The following is a 21,640-nucleotide window of genomic DNA, read 5'->3' on the forward strand; positions in this document are numbered from 1 at the left end:
GATGTTTGAGTTGCGCGTGCTGGATGGCCAGCACCAGGGGGCGGCGTTGCCGCTGTTTGGCGAGCAGTGGAGTATTGGTGCCGCTCCTGACGCGGACCTTTCGCTGTTCGACCCGGGCATTGCCGAGTGGCACGTGTGGTTGCGCCTTGCAGGCGGGCAATGGTTGCTGCAGGCCGAGCAAGGGCTGGTGCAGAACGCCGAGGGTCAGCTCGTCGCTCAGATCAGTGACTTGCCACTCAACGTGCCTTTTTCGATTGGCCAGATTCGGCTCTGCGTCACCCGGGCCGATCAGCCCTGGCCCAAGGCGCCTGTCGTTACGGCGACGGAGCCGGCATCCGTCAGTGAGACGCCGCCGACGCTGACGTTGTCCTCGATTTCGAGGTCGCAGCAGAAGCGTTTGATCAGCCTGGTGGTGGTGGGGGCGGTCATCATCACGGCGATCGGTATGGCTACCAATGGTGAACGCCAGGCACAGGCATCGCTGATGCCACCAGAGGTCCGCAAGCCCGAGTTGGGCTCGCCCTACGAGGTGCGTCAGCAGTTGCTCAAGATGCTCGGCGAGCGAGAGTTGGGCCACCGTGTGAGCCTGCAAGTGATCAATGGCCAGGTCAGCCTCAACGGCGATGTGTCCCGGGACGACGTGGAATTGGTATCGCGCATGCTCAGCCGTTTTGGTGAGCAGTTCGAAACCTCGGTGCCGGTGCTCAGCCGTGTCAGCGAACGCAACAGTGAACTGCCCTTCAAGATTTTGCAGATCGTCGGCGGGCCTCATGGGCATGTGGTTCTGGAGCAGGGCAACCGGCTGTTCGTCGGTGACGAGGTGGAGGGTCTGCGGCTGGTGCTGATCGACAACACCAAAGTGGTATTCGATGGCAAGCAACGGTTCGAGGTGCGCTGGTGAGTGAGCAGATACAGGCCCGTCTTGAGGCTTGGCAGCAGCGCCAGTCGAGTGCGCTGGCCAGCTTTGCGCCGGTGGCGGTGCGCGGTCGTATCCAGCGGGTCAACGGCATGTTGCTGCAATGCCGGCTGCCTCAGGCGCGCATCGGTGACTTATGCCAGGTCGAAAAAACCGTGGGCGATTACATGCTCGCCGAGATCATCGGTTTCGATCAACAGGATGCCGTGCTCAGTGCCCTGGGCAACTTGGAAGGCGTGCGGGTGGGCGCCAGCGTGCAGCGCCTTGGGGTGCCGCATCGGGTGCGGGTGGGGGACGATTTGCTGGGGCAGGTGCTGGATGGCTTTGGCCGGCCGATTGCGGGCGAAGGACCGAGTGCGTTTGTCGAGGATGACGCCGAGGATGCGAGCCCTGTGCTGTGCGAGGCACCCTTGCCCACCGAGCGGCCGCGGATCAACCGGGCGCTGTCTACCGGGGTGCGCTCGATCGATGGGTTGGTGACGCTGGGGGAAGGTCAGCGTGTCGGCCTGTTCGCCGGTGCCGGCTGTGGCAAGACCACCTTGTTGGCCGAGATCGCCCGGAACGTGGAGTGCGATGTGATTGTGTTCGGCCTGATCGGAGAGCGCGGCCGCGAGCTGCGCGAGTTTCTCGACCATGAGTTGGACGATCAGCTACGAGCCAAGGCGGTGCTGGTGTGTGCGACCTCTGATCGCTCCAGCATGGAACGGGCGCGCGCCGCCTTCACGGCGACCGCATTGGCCGAAGGGTTTCGACGCAAGGGCAAACGTGTGTTGCTGCTGATTGACTCCCTGACCCGGTTCGCCCGGGCCCAGCGCGAGATCGGCCTGGCCGCCGGTGAGCCACTGGGCCGTGGCGGCCTGCCGCCGTCGGTGTACAGCCTGATGCCGCGCTTGGTGGAGCGCGCCGGGTTGACCCGCGACGGGGTGATCACCGCGATCTACACCGTGCTGATCGAGCAGGACTCGATGAACGACCCGGTGGCCGATGAAGTCCGCTCGCTGCTCGATGGCCATATCGTGTTGTCCCGCAAGCTGGCCGAGCGCGGCCACTACCCGGCGGTGGACGTGTTGGCCAGCCTTTCCCGAATTTTAAGCAACGTGGCCCAGCCCGCGCACATCAAGGCCGGCACCGCATTGCGGCGTTTGTTGTCGGCCTACCAGCAGATCGAGCTGATGCTCAAGCTGGGCGAGTACCAGCCTGGCAGCGATGCCCTGACAGACCTGGCGGTGAACAGCCGCCAGGCAGTCGATGGTTTCCTGCGCCAGGACTTGCGTGAGCCGGCGCCGATGCAAGCCACCCTTGATCTGCTGATGGAGCTGACCTGCGATGTCCCTTTCTGAAATAGACACCCTGCGGCGCCTGCGCAAGCATCGGGCTGATCGCGCCGAGCGCACGTTGCGGGCGGCCAAGCGGCTTCAGCAAGCGCTGCTGTTGCAGATCCAGCAGGCACAGGACGTGCTTGAGCACACCCGCCAGGAGGAGGCGCGCAAAACCGCAGAGCTGTTGGGCCAGCATCAAGGGCAAGTGATCTCGTTTCGCGACCTCAAGTCCTGGAATACCCAGGAGCGCACGTTCTCCGCCGACACCCGGCGCGAGGAAGGGCAGTTGCATGCGTTGCACGGTCAGCGCGAGGAACAACTCACCCATGTCGACGGCGCACAGCGGCACGTTACCCAGTGTTTGCGCGAAGTTGAAAAACTCCAGGAGCTATCCCTTTTGTTGGTGCAGGAAGAGAACGATGACGCAAGTTCCAGTGAACAAACCTGAGCGTCCGCGTCCGCGCGAGCCTCGGGATGAACGTGAGCCCGGTACGGGGGCGTTCGTGCCCGTGGAGCAGAGGCTGTTATTTACCCAACTGTTTACCCGCGACCGTGAGGGGGGCGGCTATGGTTCCTCCCGCACGGCACTGACAGCGCCAACCGAGGCGCTGATGATCGAGGCGATGACTGAGCAATTGGCGCCCCGGATACAGGCCGCTGCGCAGTGGCCGTTGCAAGCGATGTTGTACCTGCCGCGCCTGGGGCGGATCACCGCGAGCGTGCGCCGCGAACAAGGCGCCTGGAACGTTGAGCTGACGGCTGAGGAAACGCACACCGCACGTTGGCTGCCAGGCGTGCGGCAACGCCTTGAGGACGGCTTGGCCGGAGCGCTGGCCCAACCAGTGCACGTGCACCTGGCACACATGGCCCCGGCATGATCATGCCGGTTTTGAGCGTGCCCGTGGTCAACGCAAACACAGTGGCGGCGCGGCGCAGATTAGGGCGTGGCATGCGCATGTCATTTCAGGTCTCTGGGCAGCACGGTGAGTTGCTGATGGTGCCCGGTCGTGCGCCCGTGGGGGGCAAACCGCTGTGTTTCGAGAGTACCAGCGGGGTGCTGGCGTTCGCCGAGCCCGGGCCGCTGTTCAGCCTGCTGGGGGAGTGCCCGGTGACACTGGCAGAGGCCGGCAACGACCCGGATTCCTGGTTCTGGGAATTGTTCCAGCACCACCTGAGTCCCGAGGTGCGAGCGCTGTTCGGTTACCTGCGGTTGTTGCCTGTCCCCAGGAAGTTGACGTTCGGCTGCCGGTTGACGGTGACGCTGGGTGCGTCCCGCGTGGTGGGTTACCTGTGGCTGGCGCCCGAGACCTTGCTGGCGCTGTGCGACGCCGGCCCCTGGCGGCCCATAGCTGCGCCGCTGCCCGCGTCGTTTCAACTGGCGCTTGCGGTGACGCTGGGGTACCTGCGGCTGCCGATTCTCCAGGTGCGCCACCTGCGTGCCGGTGATGTGGTGATGCTTGAACAACCCACGTTCGACCCTCAGGGAAACGGCCTCCTGCACGTTGGCAGGCACCGGCTGCACGGCCGTATTGATGATGAATCCGGGCCGTTGTGCCTGACGCTTATTTCGATTGAGGAAACGTCCGTGGACGAGGATTTTGCAACACAACAATACCCTGGACATGCGGATGATCAGCCCGTGGTGGACGTCTTCGGCCATGAGCCCTTCGACGAGTTGAGCATGGCTCTGAATGTGCGCTGTGGCACCCTCAGCCTGACCCTCGGCGAACTGCGCAACTTGGCCCCCGGCGCGGTATTGGGCATCTCCGGTTACGCCCCCGGCATGGCGGGGCTCTATTACGGCGATCGGCCGATTGGCCAGGGGCAGTTGGTGGAAGTGGACGGGCGCCTGGGGTTGCAGTTGTCTCGCGTGGTTTTTGCCCGATGATGTTCCAAGGGATTGACCCCCTGATTCTCGCGGTTTTTTTCGGTGCGCTGTCGTTGATGCCGATGCTATTGATCATCTGCACGGCCTTCTTGAAGATCGTCATCGTGCTGATGATTACCCGCAACGCCATTGGCGTGCAGCAGGTGCCACCGAGCATGGCTATCAACGGTATAGCACTGGCCGCGACGTTGTTTATCATGGCGCCCGTGGGGTATGAAATTGCTCAGAACGTGAAAGCCTCCCCTGTGGACACGAGCAATGTGCAGACGCTTATGGACACAGGGGTTGAGGCCATCGCGCCGTTGCGCGCATTCATGCTGCGCAACACCGATCCGGATGTGTTGACTCACCTGCTGGAAAACAGCGCACGCATGTGGCCGCCTGAAATGGCACAAAGCACTCAACGCGAAGACCTGATCCTGTTGATCCCGGCGTTTGTGCTTTCCCAGTTGCAGGCGGGGTTCGAGATCGGCTTCCTGATCTATATTCCGTTCATCGTCATCGACCTGATTGTCTCCAATCTGCTGTTGGCCCTGGGGATGCAAATGGTTTCGCCCATGACCATTTCCCTGCCGCTCAAACTGCTGTTGTTCGTCATGGTTTCCGGGTGGTCGCGATTGCTCGACAGCCTGTTCCTTTCTTACCTCTGAGTGACCTATGGAACCGATCGTGCTGTTCAAGCAGGGCATGCTGCTGGTGGTGGTGCTGTCGGCACCGCCGTTGATCGTAGCGGTGATTGTCGGCGTGCTGACGTCACTGGTGCAGGCCCTGATGCAGATCCAGGACCAGACGCTGCCCTTCGGCATCAAGCTGGTGGCGGTGGGCATTACCCTGGTGTTGACCGGTCGCTGGATCGGCCTGGAGTTGATCCAGCTGATCAACCTGATGTTCGACATGATCGCCCGTTCGGCATTGAACTGAGGGACTGCGCGTGCTGCTTTATCTTGAATATTTGCCAAGCCTGCTGGTGGCCATGGCGCGCATTTATCCCTGTGCGTTCCTGGTGCCGGCGTTCAGTTTTCAACATATCCGCGGCCTGCCCCGGCACGTGATTGTGATGGTCATGGCGTTGATTCCGGCGCCCGGTATTCATGCCGTCATGAGTGGCCAGGACTACTCCGCGCTGATGATCTGCGCGCTGCTACTCAAGGAAGCGGCCCTGGGTATTTTGCTGGGTGTCTTGCTGGCCATGCCGTTCTGGATGTTCGAGTCGGTGGGCGCGCTGCTGGATAACCAGCGCGGCGCCTTGGCGGGTGGCCAACTCAACCCGTCGCTGGGGCCGGATGCCACCCCCATCGGGCACCTGTTCAAACAGTTGGTGATATATCTGCTGATCGTCATGCTGGGGCTGAGCGTGTTGACCCAAGTGATCTGGGACAGCTACCTGATCTGGCCGGCCACCGCCTGGCTGCCGTTGCCGGCCACCAATGGCTTCAGCGTTTTCCTCGGCGTGCTGGGCGACACCTTTACCCACATGATGCTGTATGCCGCACCGTTTATTGCGGTGCTGCTGTTTCTGGAATTCGGCTTCGCGGTGCTCGGTTTGTACAGCCCGCAGCTGCAGGTTTCCACCTTGGCAACGCCGGTCAAGAGCCTCGCCGGGCTTGGGATTCTGCTGCTGTATTTTCCATTGCTGCAGGATTTGATCGTCACCCGTATGGCGCAGCCGGCAGACCTTAAACATTCCATCGGCCTGATGTTTCAGGGGGTTGCACCATGAGTGATTCGGGGGAGAAAAAACACGCCGCCACCCCCAAGAAGCTCAAGGACCAGCGCAAGAAAGGCCAGGTCGCGCAGAGCCAGGATGTCGGCAAGTTATTGGTGCTGACCGCCTTGAGTGAAATCGCCTTGCTCACCGCTGAAACTAGCATGCAGCGCCTCCAGCAATTGATCATGCTGGCGATGTCGGGCATCGGCCGGCCCTTCGTGCGGGCCCTGGAAGAAGTGCTGATGGAAGGCCTGCTGATGTTTTTCTCGTTCGCCCTGTTGATGGCCGGGGTGGCGATTGCCGTGAAGCTGATCAGCGGCTGGTTGCAGTTCGGCTTCCTGTTCGCGCCGGATAACTTGGCACCGAACTTCAGTCGCCTTAACCCGCTCAGCCAACTCAAGCAGATGTTCTCCGCCCAGTCGGTGATGAACCTGTTGATGGGGCTGGCTAAGGCGCTGCTGCTGACCCTGGTGTTGTACGTGGTAATCGAGCCGTCGTTGGCGGCGTTGATCAACCTGGCCACCAGCGATTTGCAAAGCTACATCCTGGCACTGATCACCTTGTTCCGGCACTTGCTGCATGCCTGCCTTGGATTGTTGCTGGTGCTGGCGCTGATCGACATGGCGATGCAGAAGCACTTCTTCGCCAAGCGCATGCGCATGACCCAGGTGGAGGTGATGAAAGAATACAAGGACATGGAAGGCGACCCCCACGTCAAGGGTCAGCGGCGTCAGCTGGCGTATCAACTGGCCCAGGAAGAGCCGAAGGTCAAGCTGCCCAAGCTTGAAGAGTCCGACATGCTGGTGGTCAACCCGACGCATTTTGCCGTCGCGCTCTACTACCGCCCCGGGAAAACCCCGCTGCCAATGTTGGTAGACAAGGGTACGGATGCCGAGGCCCGCAAACTGATCGACCGCGCCAAGGCGGCCGATGTACCGGTGATCCAGTGCGTATGGCTGGCGCGTACGCTCTATGAGAAGAAACTGGGGGCGCCCATTCCACGGGAGACACTGCAGGCGGTGGCCCTCATCTACCGTACGCTGCGTGAGCTGGATGATGAGGCCAAGCGCGACACCCTGCATTTGCCGGAGCTGGAACAGCGTTAACGCGTGCGGCGTACATCCAGCGCTTCGAGCCTGGCCAGGGACAGTATTCGGCTGACGATGTCACTGAGCGCAGCGTCGCCCACCGGCAACGCGTGCCAGATTACCAGCGCACCCTTGGCATCAAGGTAGACAAAGCACCCGTCGAACGCCTGCGCATGTTCAAAGCGCCGTTCAAGCACGTGTTGCAACTGCCTGGCCTGTAAAGTCTCGGGTGTTATCTGCAAGGCCAGGCCCCGCTGGGTACCGGCCTTGATGGGGAGCAGGGTAATACCTGGAGACAGGGGCAGGTGAGCGTCATTGCCGCTCACCAGCTGGTCCAGGAAAACCTGGCGATGTTGATCATCGTCGGGTAATCCCATGGGGTTCACCGCTCCAGGGATATGGTCTGATAATCCGACCGCTCGCCGGCCGGGCCGGCTTCTACGCGCATCTGTGGCGGCCACCAGACCACCATTTTATCGGCGCTGGATTGCGGGCGTGAGCAGGAGTCGCCCTTGCACGTTGGCGTGCAACCGACGACGAGCAGGGCGAGGCCGATCAACGTGGCGCAGGACAGTTGTCGTTTCATTGTGGGTTGCTCCGGGCAGGCGTGAGCAGGGAAGGGCGGGGCACGCCGATGTGCTCGTCTTTGATGACAGGGCGGATGGCGATAAACACTTCAGCCTCTTCGCCCGGCTTGAGCCAGGCACGTGGCCAGACGCTGACTGCCAGGGTCTGGGAGTTGCTGCATTCCTTTTCATCAATGCGCACGTGGCGATTGAACTGGTTGCGCAACACCACCACCGCTACGTTGAACTGCGGGCCGGCGTACCACTGGCTGCGCTCGGTATTGAGGGCCAACAGGTCCCGGGTGGCGCACAAGGTATTCAGGCCAAGTGGCATCGGCGCGGCCTTGAACCCCCTGGGCACTTGCCCGCTGACGAGGTGAGCCAGGGTGCTGGTGATGTCGCTGCGCTTGATCACCGGTTGATGCTCGGCATAGCGCCTGGCCAGAGGCTTGAGCGCCGCCTGCAGTTCGGCCTGGTCTTCCTGTGGCAAGTAGCGTGAAGGGTCGGCCTGATCTCCGATGACCCGCGGGGTCAGGATAAACAGGCGCTCGCGCCGGTTGTTCTGGCGTTCGGTGGAGGAAAACAGCGCTTTGCCCAGCAGCGGTATGTCGCCCAGCAGCGGTATTTTGTTCTGCTTGTCGGTTCTTTCGGTGACATGGAAACCACCGACCACCAGCGAGCGCTTCTCCGCCATCACCGCCTGGGTACTGACCTTGCCCCGGCGCACATCGGGGCCGATACGCTCGGGGTTCGATTCATCGAAGTTACCGTCTTCGATGTCCACCACCAGATGAATCTGGTGTTGACCCCGGCTTGTGATCACCCTGGGCACAACCTGAAAACTGGTGCCAACGGTGATGGGCAGGATGGTTGCGACTTCCGCGCCGGCAGTCAGGTATTGAGTGCGATTGAAATCAATCACCGCCGGTTGGTTTTCCAGGGTGAGCACCGACGGGTTGGACACCATCGTCGCCAGACCACGCTGCTCCAGGGCGCGTACATCGGCATAGAAGCGGTCGCGGTTTTCGATCGACAGTTGCGATGACGTTCCGGGGGCCATGTTCACGCCGCCACGAAAGCGGCTGTTTTGAAAGCCCCAATTGACCCCGAATTCGCGTAATTGAGTGCGTTCGATATCGAGGATGATTGCGTCGATTTCTACCAGCTTGCGCGCTACGTCGAGCCGGGCGATCAGATCGCGGTACATCGCCTGGCGTTCCGGCAGGTCATAGATCAGCACGGCGTTATTGCGCACATCGGCTTCGACCCGGATTTTACTGCTGGGAGCCGGTGCCCGTGGAGTGAGCGACATGCCGCTGTCCAATTGCCCCGGGTTGATTGCCGTGCCGAGCATCTGCCCCAGCATCGGGTTGCCCAACCTTGGAAAGCTCGGCGTGATGGGCGAGGGTTGTGAGGCTGAGGTGGGGCGTTGGCTCAGCGTCGAGAGCGTAGAGGCGGGGCGAGGCTCCAACAAACCGCGCAGCATGGTGGCGACGCCGGGAATGATCAGTTTTTCACCGCGATAATCAATCGGACGGTCCGCGGCATTGGCGAATTTCAGCGGGTAACTGAGGATGCTCTGCTTTTCATCGGGAGATTTGCGCTGGCTGCTGAATTGCTTGATCTGCTCGATATAGCGCTTGGGGCCCGAGACCAGCACCACGCCATCGTCGGACAACTCTCCCCAGCCAAACCGGCTGTCGAGCAGGCCAATATCGGTCAGGGCCTGCTTGAGGTCGGCGAGGGTCTCGGAAGAGACTTCCAGTCGCGCTGACTCTTGTTGGTCCAGGGTGCTGATGTACAGCGTGTTGTTGTACAGGTACCACTGGAAGCGATGCTCTACGCCAAGCCTGTCGAGCAGCGATTGCGGGGTATTGGCGCGTATCTTGCCATTGACGTTGCCTTCCAGCAGGCCGTCGATTTGCAGTTGCGTGCCAAACGACTGGGCGAAGTCTTCCAGCACATCCCGCAGCGGCTTGTGTTCGGCTTCATACGCGAAGGCGGTGTTTTTCCATTCGGCGGGGACGGCGGCGAGGGTGCTTTCCAGGGGGGCCAAGCAGAGCAGCGCGAACAGGCAACGCCAGTGAGCGCGTTTGGCTACACCAATGGGCGAGCGTAATCGCAAGACAGTGCGCTTGTGGGTCTTGTTATACATGACGGACTCTCTGTTTCAGTGCGGCAGTTTACGTAATGAGGTGGGCTGGAACTTGCGCTCGGGCCTTGTCAGGCGCGCAACGACACTGCGCCAGGTGTCGCGTTGGTTGAGAAGGGCTTCAAGGGATTTCAACACGTGTTCCTGGCTGCAATCCCGTGGCAGGGATTGCTGCAACCAGAGGTAGCCGGTTGTGGGAGCCAAGGCCAGCGCGCCCTGGAAATGTGCCAGGCTGGACTGGCCCAGGCGGCTCCAGGATTGCAGCGGGATTTCGAGGTGCGGTTCGGTCAGCTGAACACGTAGCAATACGTGTTGTTCATCGCGATACATGTTGACCTCGTCATTCTCCTCAAGCAGCAGAACCTGCTGTTCGCGACCACGCAAGCAGTCGAACAACGTTTGGTGCCAGCTACTGGACGACATTGATGGCAGCTTTCAGCGTTTCTTGCCTGTAGCTGGAATAGGTCGAACTCAGCGAATAGTTGGTAACAAGGTTGGACTTCGTTTCAAGCAACTGTTCGAAGAGTTGCATGCTTTCTTCGTGCACTTGACTATTCAGCGCATCGGCCTTGATTTGATCGAGGTGTTTTTCGCTATGGACTTGTTGCCTGTAGAGCTTTTTGAGCAAGTAGTCATTGCTATTCATTGATGTATCTCCGGTGGGTTTCTCCCTCTGTGTGGTGCCTGATTTGTGACCGGTTCCATCGATGGACCTATTTATTTACAAAACGCTTTTACGCAGAAAAATCCTCACTTGGTTTTTGCCTTGGCGGGAGGTGCCATCAGGTTATTCAGGGCATCCGTCCAATTGATGTGAAACCCACCATCGTCGGTTTCAAGCACCAGCGACCGGGCGGGCAGCCCGTTTTCAACCCGAAGCGTCCATGGCACACCGCAATGGCGACCGAGCCATTGCTCGACATGTTCGCGGTCCAACGGATTGCACAGCAGGCTTGCCTTGACCGTTGGCAATTGGGCATCCAGCAGTTTATTGAGCAGCGCACTAACACATTGAGCGGGCAGGGTGTCTTCCAGCAAGTTTCGAATGGCGCTGTTAATGACTGAGGTGGCGGTGTGTTCCAGGTTGTCGTGCATCGCCTGGCGTTCTAACTCCCAGTGAAGCAGCTGGGCATTGGCGCGTTGCCAGAACGCGTTGCCTGCGCTTTCCAGTATGTGCTCGCAATGGGCTTCGGCTTGGCTTATGAGCGTTTGCGCCTGGGCTTCGGCGCGTTCGAGCAGGTGACGGGCCTGGGCATGCTCAGCCAGCATTTCTTTAGGAATCAGGGCCGCCGGAAGGTTGGAGGGTACGGTGTGCAGCTCAATCTTGCGGGTACAAAACATGGTCGGCGTTCTCGCTACGCGCCCGCAGGGCATCATCGGAAGGGTTGGAGGCGGTGCGCCAAAGCGCGGCTTGCCAAAGGGTATCCAGGCGGCCATGGGGGTCTGTCAGCTTGGGATGCTGCTCCACCTGAAGTATCCGTGAGCGGGCAAAGCTCAAGCGCAGTCGCTGCCAGATCACGGGGGCCACCCATGCACGCAGGTACTGCAACGGATCGTCGACGTTGACGGGTATTGGGTCTGGTCCCAGGGCTTTGGCCAGTCGCTGGCACCAAATAAGCTGTTCCTGATTCAACCCACTGTCGCCGGGAGCGTTGCACACCTCATTGACCAGTATCAGGACGAGGTCGCGCTGTTGTGCGCAGATCAGCACCAGTTGCAGCAAGGTCGGAGAAGGGGACGGGGGGAGTTCGGGGTTTATGCCGAACAGGTGACTCACCCGTGCATGGTGGCTGCGTGAAAGCACCGCTGTTTCCACAAAGCCTGTTTGCGTGCGCCAATCCTGGTGGGCCTTCTCCCAGGGGGAAGCCCACCACCGTACCCAAGTCAGATTTTCACTCATGGGCATGGGCTATTGCGGGCGCGGGTGCGCGCGTTGCCCTGCGGCGCCAGACCAGCCACGCAATGCCTCCCAGCACAAGGGCCACCAGAGGCGCCATGATGCTGGTGCGCCAGAATCCAAGGTCTTGCTCCGGTACCAGAAAAGGGCCGAGGTAGGTGAGCTTTTGCTTCTCGGTATAGGCGGTGGCCGGTACGAAAATGACGGTCAGTTTTGTCGTGTTTTCGAGGGCTGAGGCCATGCCGGGAATACCGCTGGCTACCATCCTGCGCACCCGCGCATTGATATTGTCAGGGTCCAGCCGCAGATCATGCTTGATGAACACGGAAGCGGATGCCGGCTGTACCGGCTCGCCGGGCGCCACCCGCTCAGGCAGCACCACATGTACGCGTGCAACGATCACACCGTCTATATTTGACAAGGTCGCTTCCAGTTCCTGGGACAGCGCGTAGATGTAACGTGCGCGCTCCTCCAGCGGCGTGGAGATCACGCCTTCCTTGCGGAAGATGTCCCCCAATGTCGAGCGGGCCACCTTGGGCAGTCCGACAGCTTCCAGAGTACGCACAGCCCGGCTGATGTCCCCCGTCCTGACGCGAACAGTTACTCCGTCCTTTGCCGGAACCTTCTGGGCACGGATCTGTTTGTCTGCCAGTTCCGCGATGACTTCATTGGCTTCCTGCTCGGATAGATTGCGGTGCAGCTCTACACTTTCTCCGCAGCCTGCCAGCATCAGCAGTGCCGAAAAAAGTAATGTGGTGCTTAGACGGCGGTACATGCACCTACCCCATGTTCGAGACTTTTTCGATGCCTTTTGTAACCGCGCTCAGTACCTTCACCTTTGCCGTCACCTCGAGGTGCCCGTCGACAAGCGACTGGGGAAACTCGTTGGCTTCCCTGGTGTTCTTGTTCTGGCTCGCATCCCGAAACCCCTTGGCGATGCGGCTTGGCAGCGTCGTCGACGCCGTGGCGCCCAAGAGTGAAAGGGGCGCCGCCAGGGTAGTCGCGCTTTCTCTTCCAGGCGGTTTGGTCTGGCTTAGCTCTGCGTTGAAAAAATGAGTGTCGGAAGTCCGGTTGATTGCGGTTGGCGTATCAGGCCACGTGGTGATGTTCCTGCGTTGTGAAAACTCTATGTCGGTGTGGGGAATATCCACATGAACCTCCAGCGAATGTATCGATTGCTGCTCCTGTGAAGATCTCCTCAGCCGTTGAGCTGAGGAGAGCTTCCTTACTTAGGCGAATCTCAATGATTTAACGCGCCCTGCTTTCGCTGTAGTAAGTTCTTGCTCGGCCGTTTTTGCAGCTTCTTCGACAATTTTCTTTTCTTTATCTGCGTTGAGCCGGTCCAGTTGTGCTTGGTTGCCGGCACTAAGGCCGCCTGCGGAACCGATTGTGGACATATGTCACCTTTCGTATGTGTTAAGAAAAGATTCAGATAGCGCGCATACTCGCTATCGTAACGGGGTGAGCGACGATGTTGCTCAATTTATAGGTGGTTGAGGAGGTATGGAGCGTTCCAGTTTGACTGAGTGGACTTGTTTTAAATTGTTTCTTGTATAGATTGAGGCCGATGGTTTATACAGGTTTGCGAGTGACGGCCGAGCCGATAATGTTTCTGCATTTGTGCAAAAAGTTACGAAGAGAGCACTTCCGTCACGCTCCAGACGCTCATGCCAGGGATATTTCGAGCTGCTTCATCCGGTAGTAGAGCGTTCGCTTGGCAACCCCCAATTCGACGGCGACTACGTCCACATTGCGCCCGTGCCGTCGTAAGGCATCTTCAATCAATGACTTCTCGATTTGTTGCAGTCGTTCCTTGAGGCCTGTTTCTGTCTCCTGGTGGTCCTGTGTCGACTCTGAAAGCGGCGGCAGGCCCAACACAAATCGCTTGGCCGTCGAGCGCAGTTCACGGACGTTGCCCGGCCAGGGATGGCACAGTAATCGTTGCAGCAGCGCGCTGGGCGGCGAGGGAGCGGGGCACTTAAAGTGCTCTGACTCTTCGCGGATCATGTTCAGAAACAACGGCACAATCCGCTCACGGCGTTCGCGCAATGGCGGGAGCTTGATATCGACTACGTTCAGGCGAAAGTAAAGGTCGCGCCTGAACGCTCCCTGTTCGACCATTTCATGCAGTGACTGCTGTGCAGAGGCGATGACCCGCATGTCCACCGGGATAAACCGCGTGGAGCCCAGGCGTTCTACACCCCGGCACTCCAATACGCGCAGTAGCTTGGCCTGCAGGTTGAGCGGCATGCTGTCAATTTCATCAAGATATAAGGTACCCAAGTGGGCGGCCTCGACAAATCCGGCCCGGGATTGCATCGCACCGGTATAGGCCCCGCTGTTGACACCAAACAGTTGGCTTTCAGCCAGGCTTTCCGGTATCGCCGCGCAGTTGACGGCAACAAAGTTGCCCTTTCTCCGAGACAGGATATGTATGCGGTGTGCCAACGTGTCTTTACCTGTTCCGGTTTCTCCCAGCAGTAGCATATCGATATTAAGGGTGGCGGTATTACGGAGAGTGGCTTCTATACAAGGGCATTCGGTAAGGGGTGAGTTTGATACATCCTCAGTGTGATAGGAGACCGACATATTGTTATTACTCCAATATTGGATCGCATCACTGTTGTTAGACTTTTTGAGTCCTTTCGAACGTCCGGAAGTAAATCGGAAAATATCGGGTTTGTCATCTTGAGCGGGTAGTTAAGCCGTAGCGCTCGATGCGCAAGAAAGGTTAAGGGTGGGCGAGGTAATAAGAAGGCAAGTAACGGTGTGAGTTATATTTCTCATTGTGTTAAGGATAAATCCGAAAGTGACTGCGGATTTTTGAATCTGAAGATCTTTTTTGCTACCTATTGGTTGTCAATTAGTGTTGTGAGTGTTTTTGTTTTTTAATATATAAAGTTAATAACTGTGTCGCCGCGCCTTTTATCTATTCAAAAGCGTTTGTCCACAAAAAAGCCGATGCAGTGCATCGGCTTTTTGTTTTGCGGCATAGGCCGCAGGTGTCGCTTACACGTTGAAGCGGAAGTGCATCACGTCGCCATCCTTGACGATGTATTCCTTGCCTTCCAGGCGCCATTTACCGGCTTCCTTGGCACCGGCTTCACCCTTGAACTGGATGAAGTCGTTGTAGGCGATGACTTCGGCACGGATGAAGCCTTTTTCGAAGTCGGTGTGGATCACGCCAGCGGCTTGCGGGGCAGTGGCACCGACCTTGACGGTCCAGGCGCGGACTTCTTCAACACCGGCGGTGAAGTAGGTCTGCAGGTGCAGCATTTCGTAGCCGGCGCGGATCACGCGATTCAGGCCAGGCTCTTCCAGGCCCAGGGCCTCGAGGAACATGTCTTTCTCTTCGCCGTCTTCCAGCTCGGCGATTTCCGCTTCGATCTTGTTGCAGACCGGAACAACGATCGCGCCTTCTTCTTCGGCAATGGCCAGGACCACGTCGAGCAGCGGGTTGTTCTCGAAACCGTCTTCAGCCACGTTGGCGATGTACATCACAGGCTTGGTGGTCAGCAGGTGGAAGCCCTTGATCACGGCCTTTTCGTCGGTGCTCATGCTCTTCATCAGGCTGCGTGCCGGCTTGCCCAGGGTGAAGTGGGCAATCAGCTGCTCCAGCAAGGCTTTCTGGACCACTGCGTCCTTGTCGCCGCCCTTGGCGTTGCGCGTGACCTTTTGCAGTTGCTTTTCGCAGCTGTCGAGGTCGGCGAAGATCAGTTCCAGGTCGATGATCTCGATGTCGCGTTTCGGGTCGACGCTGTTGGAGACGTGAATCACGTTCTCGTCTTCGAAGCAGCGGACCACGTGCGCGATGGCATCGGTCTCACGGATGTTGGCGAGGAACTTGTTGCCCAGGCCTTCACCTTTCGACGCGCCGGCTACCAGGCCTGCGATGTCGACGAACTCCATGGTGGTCGGCAGGATGCGCTTTGGATTCACGATGGCCGCCAGGGCGTCCAGGCGTGTATCGGGCATCGGCACGATACCGGTGTTCGGCTCGATGGTGCAGAAGGGGAAGTTCTCCGCCGCAATACCGGATTTGGTCAGGGCGTTGAACAGGGTGGACTTGCCGACGTTAGGTAGGCCGACGATGCCGCAATTGAATCCCATGGTGTTTCCCCTCGGGTAAAGAGTCAGGCCTTCTGGCTGTGCAGGTTTTTCATCGCACGGTTCCATTCACCGGCGAAGATATCCGGCAGCACGCCGAGGGCAAAATCGATGCTGGCATCGAGTTTTTCCTGTTCGGCGCGTGGCGCACGACCCAGGACGAAATTTGAAACCATACTGGCAACGCCCGGGTGGCCAATGCCAAGCCGCAAGCGGTAAAACGTATTCTGATTGCCCAACTGCGCGATGATGTCGCGCAGGCCATTATGCCCGCCATGCCCGCCGCCTTGCTTGAGCTTGGCAACGCCGGGTGGCAGGTCAAGTTCGTCATGGGCCACCAGGATTTCTTCGGGTTTGATCCGGAAGAAGCCCGCAAGCGCCGCGACAGCCTGGCCGCTGCGGTTCATGTAGGTGGTGGGAATCAACAGACGAACATCCTGACCCTGATGCGAAAAGCGTCCGGTCAGGCCAAAATATTTGCGATCGGCCGTAAGGTTTACACCTTGTGCGTGGGCGATGCGCTCAACAAAAAGGGCCCCCGCGTTATGCCGGGTCTGTTCGTATTCGGCGCCTGGATTTCCCAGGCCAACGATCAGTTTAATGGCAGTCACGACAGGGGCCCTTCCTTTGGAGTTGTGGATAACATCGCCGTTGGTGCGGCGAAAGTGGACGACAAAAGCTTAGTAACCGTTAGAGGCCAACTTCGCATTCTCGCCCGCTTTCTCGCTACGTTCCGGTCCGCGATGTTTCCTCAAGCTCCGGCATTACAGAGTGAATTACTCTGCAGCGCCTTCTTCAGCTTCTGGTGCAACGCGTGGAGCGTGTACGTTTGCAACAGCTTTGTCGTCACCGTGAGCCAGTGCAACGAACTCAACGCCTTTAGGAGCCTTGAGGTCGGACAGGTGAACGATCGCGCCGATTTCCAGAGCCGACAAGTCGACTTCGATGAACTCAGGCAGATCTTTCGGCAGGCAGGTCACTTCGATGTCGGCGATAAGGTGCGAAACTTCGCCGCCTTTCTTGACCGGAGCTTCTTCACCAACGAAGTGCACAGGCACGATAGCGGTCAGTTTCTGACCAGCTACTACGCGTACGAAGTCAGCGTGCAGCACGTGGCCTTTAGCTGGGTGGCGTTGCAGTGCCTTGATGATGACGTTCTGCTTGGTGCCGCCAACGTTCAGCTCGATGATGTGGCTGTAAGCCGCGTCGTTTTCGAGCAGTTTGGCGACTTCTTTAGCCAGCATGCTGATGGATTCAGGGGCTTTTTCGCCACCGTAAACTACAGCTGGAACCAGGCTTGCGAGACGACGCAGGCGGCGGCTCGCACCTTTCCCCAGGTCGGAACGCAGTTCAGCATTCAAAGTAAAATCGTTCATGTTGTATCTCCAAAATAACCACATTCGCCCTAGCGTTTGCGACCAGCGCTAAAGGCGATATGGGCAAAAAAGCCCCGCCCCAACAGAATGCTGGGGCGGGGCGCTTTTCGTCAGGTTGATGTCGCTAAGGTTTTACCCTTAACGGAACATCGCGCTGATCGATTCTTCGTTGCTGATGCGGCGAACCGCTTCGGCAACTACCGGTGCGATATCCAGTTGACGGATACGCGAACAGGCTTGAGCGGCAGCGGACAACGGGATGGTGTTAGTCACCACCAGTTCGTCCAGCATTGAGTTCTCGATGTTCTCGATCGCTCGGCCCGACAGCACAGGGTGTGTGCAGTAGGCGAAGACTTTTGCTGCACCGTGCTCTTTCAAGGCTTTCGCCGCGTGGCACAGGGTGCCGGCGGTGTCGACCATGTCATCAACCAGAATACAGGTACGCCCTTCGACATCACCGATGATATGCATCACTTCAGAGTGATTGGCTTTCTCACGGCGTTTGTCGATGATCCCGAGATCCACGCCCAGGGATTTGGCAACAGCCCGTGCACGCACGACGCCACCAATGTCCGGGGACACGATCATCAGGTTTTCAAAGCGCTGGTCTTCGATGTCATCCACCAGGACGGGGGAGCCGTAGATGTTATCTACTGGAATATCGAAGAACCCCTGGATTTGGTCAGCGTGCAGGTCAACCGTGAGAACACGGTCGATGCCTACCACGGTCAGCATGTCAGCAACGACTTTCGCGCTGATAGCCACACGTGCGGAACGCGGACGGCGATCCTGACGGGCATAACCAAAGTAAGGGATTACAGCTGTGATTCGAGTCGCTGAGGAGCGGCGGAAGGCATCAGCCATCACGACGAGTTCCATCAGGTTATCGTTGGTCGGAGCGCAAGTCGGCTGAATAATGAAGACGTCTTTACCGCGAACGTTTTCATTGATCTCGGCTGTAATTTCGCCGTCGGAGAATTTACCGACAGAGATGTCACCGAGAGGGATATGCAGCTGACGTACAACACGCCGAGCCAGATCGGGGTTGGCATTCCCCGTAAAGACCATCATCTTGGACACGCGCAGTACCTAGAGGCTGAGGGTAACCTGGATGAGTATAGAAAATGGCAGGGGCGGCTGGATTCGAACCAACGCATGGCAGGATCAAAACCTGCTGCCTTACCGCTTGGCGACGCCCCTGTATCTGTTGCAACGAGTACCCAGTACTCGGTTCCTTTAGAGCAGACTTTGCAGCTTGCGATGCAACATCGAAACGTTGCTTCCCTTTGCTACAAACCCTGTAAGGGTCTCTGTAAGAAGGGCCGAGACTTTATCAGCTTCAGCTTTGCTTGGGAAGCCCCCAAACACACAACTTCCAGTTCCGGTTAATTTTGCTTCGGTAAAATTACCTAGCAAATTCAAAGCGTTACGTACATCTGGATAACGCCTTGCTACAACCGGTAAGCAGTCATTTCGACTGTTTCCCTTGGGAACGGGGCGCACTTTAATGGGAGGAGAGTTACGTGTCAACAGTGGATCTGAAAAAATTTCTGCTGTACTTACAGATACTTGCGGAACAAGCACCACATACCACGGCTCTTCGGGGTCTACAGGGGTGAGTTTCTCCCCCACGCCTTCGGCAAAAGCGGCGTGCCCACGCACGAAAACCGGGACGTCCGCGCCCAGTGTCAGGCCCAGCGCCGCCAGGCGATCGTGGTCCCAGCCCAGCTGCCACAAGTGATTCAGGCCGAGCAACGTTGTCGCGGCATTCGAGCTGCCGCCACCGATGCCGCCACCCATGGGCAGGATTTTTTCGATCCAGATGTCGATGCCCAATGGGCAACCGGATTGTTCCTGAAGTTTTTTTGCGGCCTTCACAATCAGGTTGCTGTCGTGAGGCACGCCTTCGAATTCGGTGTGCAGTTGAATCACGCCGTCATCACGAACGGCGAAAGTCAGCTCATCGCCGTAGTCAAGAAATTGAAAAATAGTCTGCAGCTCGTGATAGCCGTCTTCACGGCGACCGAGAATGTGCAGCATCAAATTCAGTTTGGCCGGGGAGGGCAGGGTCAGACGTTGCGCGGTCATGTCACTGCCCCAGTTTGCGAGGTTGCCAGTCCTTGATCACCAGCGTGACGTCAAGGTCGGTGCCGTGCAGCTTGATGCGCTCGGGCAGCCAGTAACCGTTCTGTTGCACATAGCTCAGGTACTCGACCTGCCAGCCATCCTGCTCCAGCGAAGCCAGGCGGCTGTCGCCATTGAGGCTCAGGCGGCTCTTGCTGTCTGGCGCGGGAAGACCGCGCACCCACCACACCAGGTGCGATACGGGGAGTTTCCAGCCCATCTGTTCTTCCAGCAGGGCTTCCGGTGTCGGCGCCTCAAAGCGGCCCTGATTGGCCACTTCCAGGCTGACTTGCCCCGGTCGGCCGGTCAGGCGTGCTGCACCGCGGCCCAGCGGGCCGGACAGACGAATGTCGTAATAGTCCTGGCGTTGCAACCAGAACAGGGTGCCGCTGCCCGAATCTTTCGGGGCGCGAATGCCGACCTTGCCCTCGATCTGCCAGCCATCAAGGCTGCTCAGTTGATCCTTGTGCTGCTGCCATTGCGCCGGGTTGCCCGGGCCTTCGACAGATTCACGGGTGCCAAGGCCTGAACAGCCGGCGAGCAGGGCGATAAAGCTGAAAACGATGACGTGGCGCAAAAACATAAAATTAAAGGGTCTCGGATCCGGTCAGGCGCTTGATGGTGCTGCGCAGGATTGGGCTTTCGGGTTGTTCCTTGAGGAACTTCTCCCAGATTTGTCGCGCTTCGCGCTGTTTGCCATTGGCCCAGAGCACTTCGCCCAGGTGCGCGGCCACTTCCTGGTCGGGGAAGCGCTCCAGCGCCTGGCGCAGCAAGCGTTCGGCTTCGTCCAGGTTGCCCAGGCGGTAATTTACCCAGCCGAGGCTATCGAGTACGGCCGGGTCTTCCGGGTTCAGCTGGTGAGCCTTTTCAATCAGCTCCTTGGCTTCGGCGTAGCGCGTTGTACGGTCGGACAAGGTGTAGCCCAGGGCGTTCAGTGCCATGGCGTTGTCCGGGTCGCGCTTGATGATCAGGCGCAGGTCTTTTTCCATCTGCGCCAGGTCATTGCGTTTTTCCGCCTGCATGGCGCGGGTGTACAGCAGGTTCAGGTCGTCCGGGTATTGCAGCAAGGCTTGCTGGAGGATTTTCCAGGCGCGATCGCCTTGCTTGTTGGCCGACAAAGTCTCGGCCTGGATCAGGTACAACTGAATCGCGTAGTCCGGCTCGGCATCCCGTGCGGCAGCCAGGCGTTTTTCCGCCTCGTCGGTGCGGCCGTTGTTCATCAGGATATCGGCCTGGCGCAGTTGCGCCGGCAGGTAATCATTGCCGGGGCCAACCTGGGCGTACTCAAGCAGTGCGGCCTGCGGGTCGTTACGCTCTTCAGCGATGCGGCCAAGGTTCAGGTGCGCCGAATCGACGTGGCTCTCGCGGGCGATCAAGTCTTCCAGGTAACCCTTGGCCTCATCCCACGCCTTGGCTTCCAGGCACACCAGCGCCAGGGAGTAACGCAATTCATCATCGTCCGGGTATTGCTGGACGAGATTGGCGAACTGCACTTTGGCGTCTTCCATGCGGTCCTGTTCAACCAGCATGCGTGCATAGGTCAGCAACAGGCGTTTGTCGCCCGGGTACTTCTTGATGCTTTTTTCCAGCAGCGGAATCGCTTCCTTGCCGCGGTTGAGGTTTTGCAGCAGGCGGGCACGCAGCAGGATCGGCGCTATCTCGCCGTCTTCCGGTGGATGCTGCTCCAGCAGCTTCAACGCGGCCTCGGGCTCGTCATCCTGTTGCAGCAACAGCGCCTTGCCGAAAATCAGCTGGCTGTTGTTCGGGTGTTTCTGCAGCAGGCGGTCGAAACTCTTCATCAGGCCGTTGCGGGTGTCCTGATCGGTGTCGGCGGCCGACAGCGCGAGGAAATCGAAATGCGTGTCGCCCTTGCCCTGCAGGACTTTCTCCATATACACCATGGAGTCGTCATAGCGCCCGGCGCGGGCCAGTTGAATGGCGGCTGCCCGTTGCGCTTCGAGATCGTCCGGCGCGTTTTTCGCCCAGATCAGCGAGGTGTCCAGGGCGGCCTGATCGGCGCCCAGGTACTCGGCGATACGAAATGCGCGCTCGGAAATCCCCGGATCCTGAGTGTTGATGGCCTGGGTCACGTAGTTGTCCAGTGCAATGTCGAAACGATTGCGCTGGCCGGCCAGCTCCGCGCTCAGCAGACTGAAGACCGTCTCTTCACTGAACGAGGAATAAACCTTGGGCTTTTCAGGGGCGGGGGTGCTGTCTTCTACCGGCGGCGTACCGTCCGGCGACACGGGTGCCATGGCCTGGCAGCCGCTGAGGAAGACAAAAGCAAGGAGCAACGCGGAAGATCTATTCATATAGGAAGAGGACGACTAACCTGCGGTCGGATCATCATGACACAAGCCTTCGGCCAAACATAACCGGGGCGCCCGTAATACGCTTATTGCTTTCCCTGTAGGAGCGAGCTTGCTCGCGAAGCTCGTCAACGATAACGCGTTCATTCTGGATTGACGCGTTGTGTGAGCGTTTTTCGCGAGCAAGCTC

Annotated in this window: 27 protein-coding genes and 1 tRNA gene; 9 read left to right on the top strand and 19 right to left on the bottom strand. The window is 58.9% G+C overall.

What is annotated here, in order from left to right; translation table 11 throughout:
* The first annotated feature begins 1 nt into the window (after position 1).
* Genes HBJ59_RS27820 through sctU form a run of 9 tightly spaced genes read left to right on the top strand, consistent with a single transcriptional unit; the run spans position 2 to position 6,937 of the window.
* On the top strand, positions 2–901 hold the full coding sequence (locus HBJ59_RS27820; RefSeq protein ID WP_178124300.1) for an FHA domain-containing protein: 900 nt from the start codon (positions 2–4) through the stop codon (positions 899–901).
* Positions 898–2,256: a FliI/YscN family ATPase gene (locus HBJ59_RS27825; RefSeq protein WP_167665412.1), complete on the top strand. Its 1,359-nt coding sequence runs from the start codon at positions 898–900 to the stop codon at positions 2,254–2,256. Before HBJ59_RS27820 ends, HBJ59_RS27825 begins: the two co-directional genes overlap by 4 nt.
* Entirely contained in the window at positions 2,243–2,683 is a 441-nt protein-coding gene (locus HBJ59_RS27830; RefSeq protein ID WP_167665413.1) for a YscO family type III secretion system apparatus protein, read from the top strand. The genes HBJ59_RS27825 and HBJ59_RS27830 overlap by 14 nt, the downstream gene beginning before the upstream one ends.
* On the top strand, positions 2,655–3,113 hold the full coding sequence (locus HBJ59_RS27835) for a type III secretion system HrpP C-terminal domain-containing protein (protein WP_076014950.1): 459 nt from the start codon (positions 2,655–2,657) through the stop codon (positions 3,111–3,113). Before HBJ59_RS27830 ends, HBJ59_RS27835 begins: the two co-directional genes overlap by 29 nt.
* Entirely contained in the window at positions 3,110–4,123 is a 1,014-nt protein-coding gene (locus HBJ59_RS27840) for a FliM/FliN family flagellar motor switch protein (RefSeq protein WP_167665414.1), read from the top strand. The genes HBJ59_RS27835 and HBJ59_RS27840 overlap by 4 nt, the downstream gene beginning before the upstream one ends.
* On the top strand, positions 4,120–4,773 hold the full coding sequence (sctR, locus tag HBJ59_RS27845; protein WP_076014952.1) for a type III secretion system export apparatus subunit SctR: 654 nt from the start codon (positions 4,120–4,122) through the stop codon (positions 4,771–4,773). Before HBJ59_RS27840 ends, sctR begins: the two co-directional genes overlap by 4 nt.
* Positions 4,774–4,780: 7 nt before the next feature.
* Positions 4,781–5,044, top strand: a complete 264-nt coding sequence (sctS, locus tag HBJ59_RS27850; RefSeq protein ID WP_010177045.1) for a type III secretion system export apparatus subunit SctS — start codon at positions 4,781–4,783, stop codon at positions 5,042–5,044.
* 10 nt (positions 5,045–5,054) lie between these two features.
* On the top strand, positions 5,055–5,843 hold the full coding sequence (sctT, locus tag HBJ59_RS27855; RefSeq protein ID WP_167665415.1) for a type III secretion system export apparatus subunit SctT: 789 nt from the start codon (positions 5,055–5,057) through the stop codon (positions 5,841–5,843).
* On the top strand, positions 5,840–6,937 hold the full coding sequence (gene sctU / locus HBJ59_RS27860) for a type III secretion system export apparatus subunit SctU (protein ID WP_076014954.1): 1,098 nt from the start codon (positions 5,840–5,842) through the stop codon (positions 6,935–6,937). The genes sctT and sctU overlap by 4 nt, the downstream gene beginning before the upstream one ends.
* On the opposite strand, the gene HBJ59_RS27865 is transcribed toward sctU, so the two are convergent.
* The 19 genes from HBJ59_RS27865 to HBJ59_RS27955 form a co-directional block, all read right to left on the bottom strand.
* Entirely contained in the window at positions 6,934–7,296 is a 363-nt protein-coding gene (locus tag HBJ59_RS27865) for a transcriptional regulator (protein WP_076014955.1), read from the bottom strand. The two genes, sctU and HBJ59_RS27865, sit on opposite strands and share 4 nt — an antisense overlap.
* Before the next feature lie 5 nt (positions 7,297–7,301).
* Positions 7,302–7,505: an HrpT family type III secretion system protein gene (gene hrpT, locus HBJ59_RS27870; RefSeq protein WP_167665416.1), complete on the bottom strand. Its 204-nt coding sequence runs from the start codon at positions 7,503–7,505 to the stop codon at positions 7,302–7,304.
* Entirely contained in the window at positions 7,502–9,640 is a 2,139-nt protein-coding gene (gene sctC / locus HBJ59_RS27875) for a type III secretion system outer membrane ring subunit SctC (RefSeq protein ID WP_167665417.1), read from the bottom strand. The genes hrpT and sctC overlap by 4 nt, the downstream gene beginning before the upstream one ends.
* A gap of 15 nt (positions 9,641–9,655) precedes the next feature.
* Complete coding sequence (locus tag HBJ59_RS27880; RefSeq protein ID WP_076014958.1) at positions 9,656–10,060, bottom strand: hypothetical protein; 405 nt, start codon at positions 10,058–10,060, stop codon at positions 9,656–9,658.
* On the bottom strand, positions 10,047–10,283 hold the full coding sequence (locus HBJ59_RS27885; RefSeq protein WP_167665418.1) for a hypothetical protein: 237 nt from the start codon (positions 10,281–10,283) through the stop codon (positions 10,047–10,049). Before HBJ59_RS27885 ends, HBJ59_RS27880 begins: the two co-directional genes overlap by 14 nt.
* Before the next feature lie 104 nt (positions 10,284–10,387).
* Entirely contained in the window at positions 10,388–11,014 is a 627-nt protein-coding gene (gene sctL, locus HBJ59_RS27890) for a type III secretion system stator protein SctL (protein ID WP_306109874.1), read from the bottom strand.
* Complete coding sequence (locus tag HBJ59_RS27895) at positions 10,956–11,441, bottom strand: type III secretion protein (RefSeq protein ID WP_178106615.1); 486 nt, start codon at positions 11,439–11,441, stop codon at positions 10,956–10,958. The genes sctL and HBJ59_RS27895 overlap by 59 nt, the downstream gene beginning before the upstream one ends.
* Before the next feature lie 88 nt (positions 11,442–11,529).
* Positions 11,530–12,309, bottom strand: a complete 780-nt coding sequence (sctJ, locus tag HBJ59_RS27900; protein WP_076014962.1) for a type III secretion system inner membrane ring lipoprotein SctJ — start codon at positions 12,307–12,309, stop codon at positions 11,530–11,532.
* Between the two features lie 4 nt (positions 12,310–12,313).
* A complete protein-coding gene (locus HBJ59_RS27905) occupies positions 12,314–12,685 on the bottom strand; it encodes a hypothetical protein (protein ID WP_178124299.1) in 372 nt (123 codons plus the stop codon).
* 78 nt (positions 12,686–12,763) lie between these two features.
* Positions 12,764–12,931 (bottom strand): hypothetical protein, encoded by a 168-nt coding sequence (locus HBJ59_RS27910; protein ID WP_159442634.1) that lies wholly within the window; start codon positions 12,929–12,931, stop codon positions 12,764–12,766.
* Between the two features lie 268 nt (positions 12,932–13,199).
* Positions 13,200–14,123, bottom strand: a complete 924-nt coding sequence (locus HBJ59_RS27915) for a sigma 54-interacting transcriptional regulator (protein ID WP_167665419.1) — start codon at positions 14,121–14,123, stop codon at positions 13,200–13,202.
* A gap of 420 nt (positions 14,124–14,543) precedes the next feature.
* A complete protein-coding gene (gene ychF / locus HBJ59_RS27920) occupies positions 14,544–15,644 on the bottom strand; it encodes a redox-regulated ATPase YchF (RefSeq protein WP_076014965.1) in 1,101 nt (366 codons plus the stop codon).
* Between the two features lie 23 nt (positions 15,645–15,667).
* A complete protein-coding gene (gene pth / locus HBJ59_RS27925; RefSeq protein WP_017475979.1) occupies positions 15,668–16,252 on the bottom strand; it encodes an aminoacyl-tRNA hydrolase in 585 nt (194 codons plus the stop codon).
* Positions 16,253–16,417: 165 nt separating this feature from the next.
* Positions 16,418–17,017, bottom strand: a complete 600-nt coding sequence (locus HBJ59_RS27930; RefSeq protein WP_076014966.1) for a 50S ribosomal protein L25/general stress protein Ctc — start codon at positions 17,015–17,017, stop codon at positions 16,418–16,420.
* Positions 17,018–17,155: 138 nt separating this feature from the next.
* A complete protein-coding gene (locus tag HBJ59_RS27935) occupies positions 17,156–18,097 on the bottom strand; it encodes a ribose-phosphate pyrophosphokinase (RefSeq protein WP_003208392.1) in 942 nt (313 codons plus the stop codon).
* A gap of 45 nt (positions 18,098–18,142) precedes the next feature.
* Positions 18,143–18,217 (bottom strand) — tRNA-Gln (locus HBJ59_RS27940).
* Between the two features lie 36 nt (positions 18,218–18,253).
* Positions 18,254–19,105, bottom strand: coding sequence for a 4-(cytidine 5'-diphospho)-2-C-methyl-D-erythritol kinase (gene ispE / locus HBJ59_RS27945; RefSeq protein WP_076014967.1), 852 nt, complete (start codon positions 19,103–19,105; stop codon positions 18,254–18,256).
* A 1-nt stretch (position 19,106) separates the two neighbouring features.
* The gene (gene lolB / locus HBJ59_RS27950) at positions 19,107–19,724 is read right to left on the bottom strand and encodes a lipoprotein insertase outer membrane protein LolB (protein WP_063033130.1); all 618 of its coding nucleotides are present in this window, start codon (positions 19,722–19,724) and stop codon (positions 19,107–19,109) included.
* 4 nt (positions 19,725–19,728) lie between these two features.
* Complete coding sequence (locus tag HBJ59_RS27955) at positions 19,729–21,453, bottom strand: tetratricopeptide repeat protein (RefSeq protein ID WP_076014968.1); 1,725 nt, start codon at positions 21,451–21,453, stop codon at positions 19,729–19,731.
* Positions 21,454–21,640 lie beyond the last annotated feature (187 nt).

The sequence above is a fragment of the Pseudomonas sp. AN3A02 genome (assembly GCF_011765255.1).
Taxonomy (GTDB): Bacteria; Pseudomonadota; Gammaproteobacteria; order Pseudomonadales; family Pseudomonadaceae; genus Aquipseudomonas.

Coding starts and splice junctions, on each gene's coding strand:
- ychF (WP_076014965.1), bottom strand. CDS start 15,644: ATGGGATTCAATTGCGGCATCGTCGGCCTACCTAACGTCGGCAAGTCC.
- HBJ59_RS27840 (WP_167665414.1), top strand. CDS start 3,110: ATGATCATGCCGGTTTTGAGCGTGCCCGTGGTCAACGCAAACACAGTG.
- HBJ59_RS27910 (WP_159442634.1), bottom strand. CDS start 12,931: ATGTCCACAATCGGTTCCGCAGGCGGCCTTAGTGCCGGCAACCAAGCA.
- HBJ59_RS27930 (WP_076014966.1), bottom strand. CDS start 17,017: ATGAACGATTTTACTTTGAATGCTGAACTGCGTTCCGACCTGGGGAAA.
- HBJ59_RS27820 (WP_178124300.1), top strand. CDS start 2: ATGTTTGAGTTGCGCGTGCTGGATGGCCAGCACCAGGGGGCGGCGTTG.
- HBJ59_RS27885 (WP_167665418.1), bottom strand. CDS start 10,283: ATGAATAGCAATGACTACTTGCTCAAAAAGCTCTACAGGCAACAAGTC.
- sctS (WP_010177045.1), top strand. CDS start 4,781: ATGGAACCGATCGTGCTGTTCAAGCAGGGCATGCTGCTGGTGGTGGTG.
- sctC (WP_167665417.1), bottom strand. CDS start 9,640: ATGTATAACAAGACCCACAAGCGCACTGTCTTGCGATTACGCTCGCCC.
- sctJ (WP_076014962.1), bottom strand. CDS start 12,309: ATGTACCGCCGTCTAAGCACCACATTACTTTTTTCGGCACTGCTGATG.
- sctU (WP_076014954.1), top strand. CDS start 5,840: ATGAGTGATTCGGGGGAGAAAAAACACGCCGCCACCCCCAAGAAGCTC.
- HBJ59_RS27955 (WP_076014968.1), bottom strand. CDS start 21,453: ATGAATAGATCTTCCGCGTTGCTCCTTGCTTTTGTCTTCCTCAGCGGC.
- HBJ59_RS27830 (WP_167665413.1), top strand. CDS start 2,243: ATGTCCCTTTCTGAAATAGACACCCTGCGGCGCCTGCGCAAGCATCGG.
- sctR (WP_076014952.1), top strand. CDS start 4,120: ATGATGTTCCAAGGGATTGACCCCCTGATTCTCGCGGTTTTTTTCGGT.
- HBJ59_RS27880 (WP_076014958.1), bottom strand. CDS start 10,060: ATGTCGTCCAGTAGCTGGCACCAAACGTTGTTCGACTGCTTGCGTGGT.
- sctL (WP_306109874.1), bottom strand. CDS start 11,014: ATGATGCCCTGCGGGCGCGTAGCGAGAACGCCGACCATGTTTTGTACC.
- ispE (WP_076014967.1), bottom strand. CDS start 19,105: ATGACCGCGCAACGTCTGACCCTGCCCTCCCCGGCCAAACTGAATTTG.
- HBJ59_RS27915 (WP_167665419.1), bottom strand. CDS start 14,123: ATGTCGGTCTCCTATCACACTGAGGATGTATCAAACTCACCCCTTACC.
- HBJ59_RS27865 (WP_076014955.1), bottom strand. CDS start 7,296: ATGGGATTACCCGACGATGATCAACATCGCCAGGTTTTCCTGGACCAG.
- hrpT (WP_167665416.1), bottom strand. CDS start 7,505: ATGAAACGACAACTGTCCTGCGCCACGTTGATCGGCCTCGCCCTGCTC.
- lolB (WP_063033130.1), bottom strand. CDS start 19,724: ATGTTTTTGCGCCACGTCATCGTTTTCAGCTTTATCGCCCTGCTCGCC.
- HBJ59_RS27835 (WP_076014950.1), top strand. CDS start 2,655: ATGACGCAAGTTCCAGTGAACAAACCTGAGCGTCCGCGTCCGCGCGAG.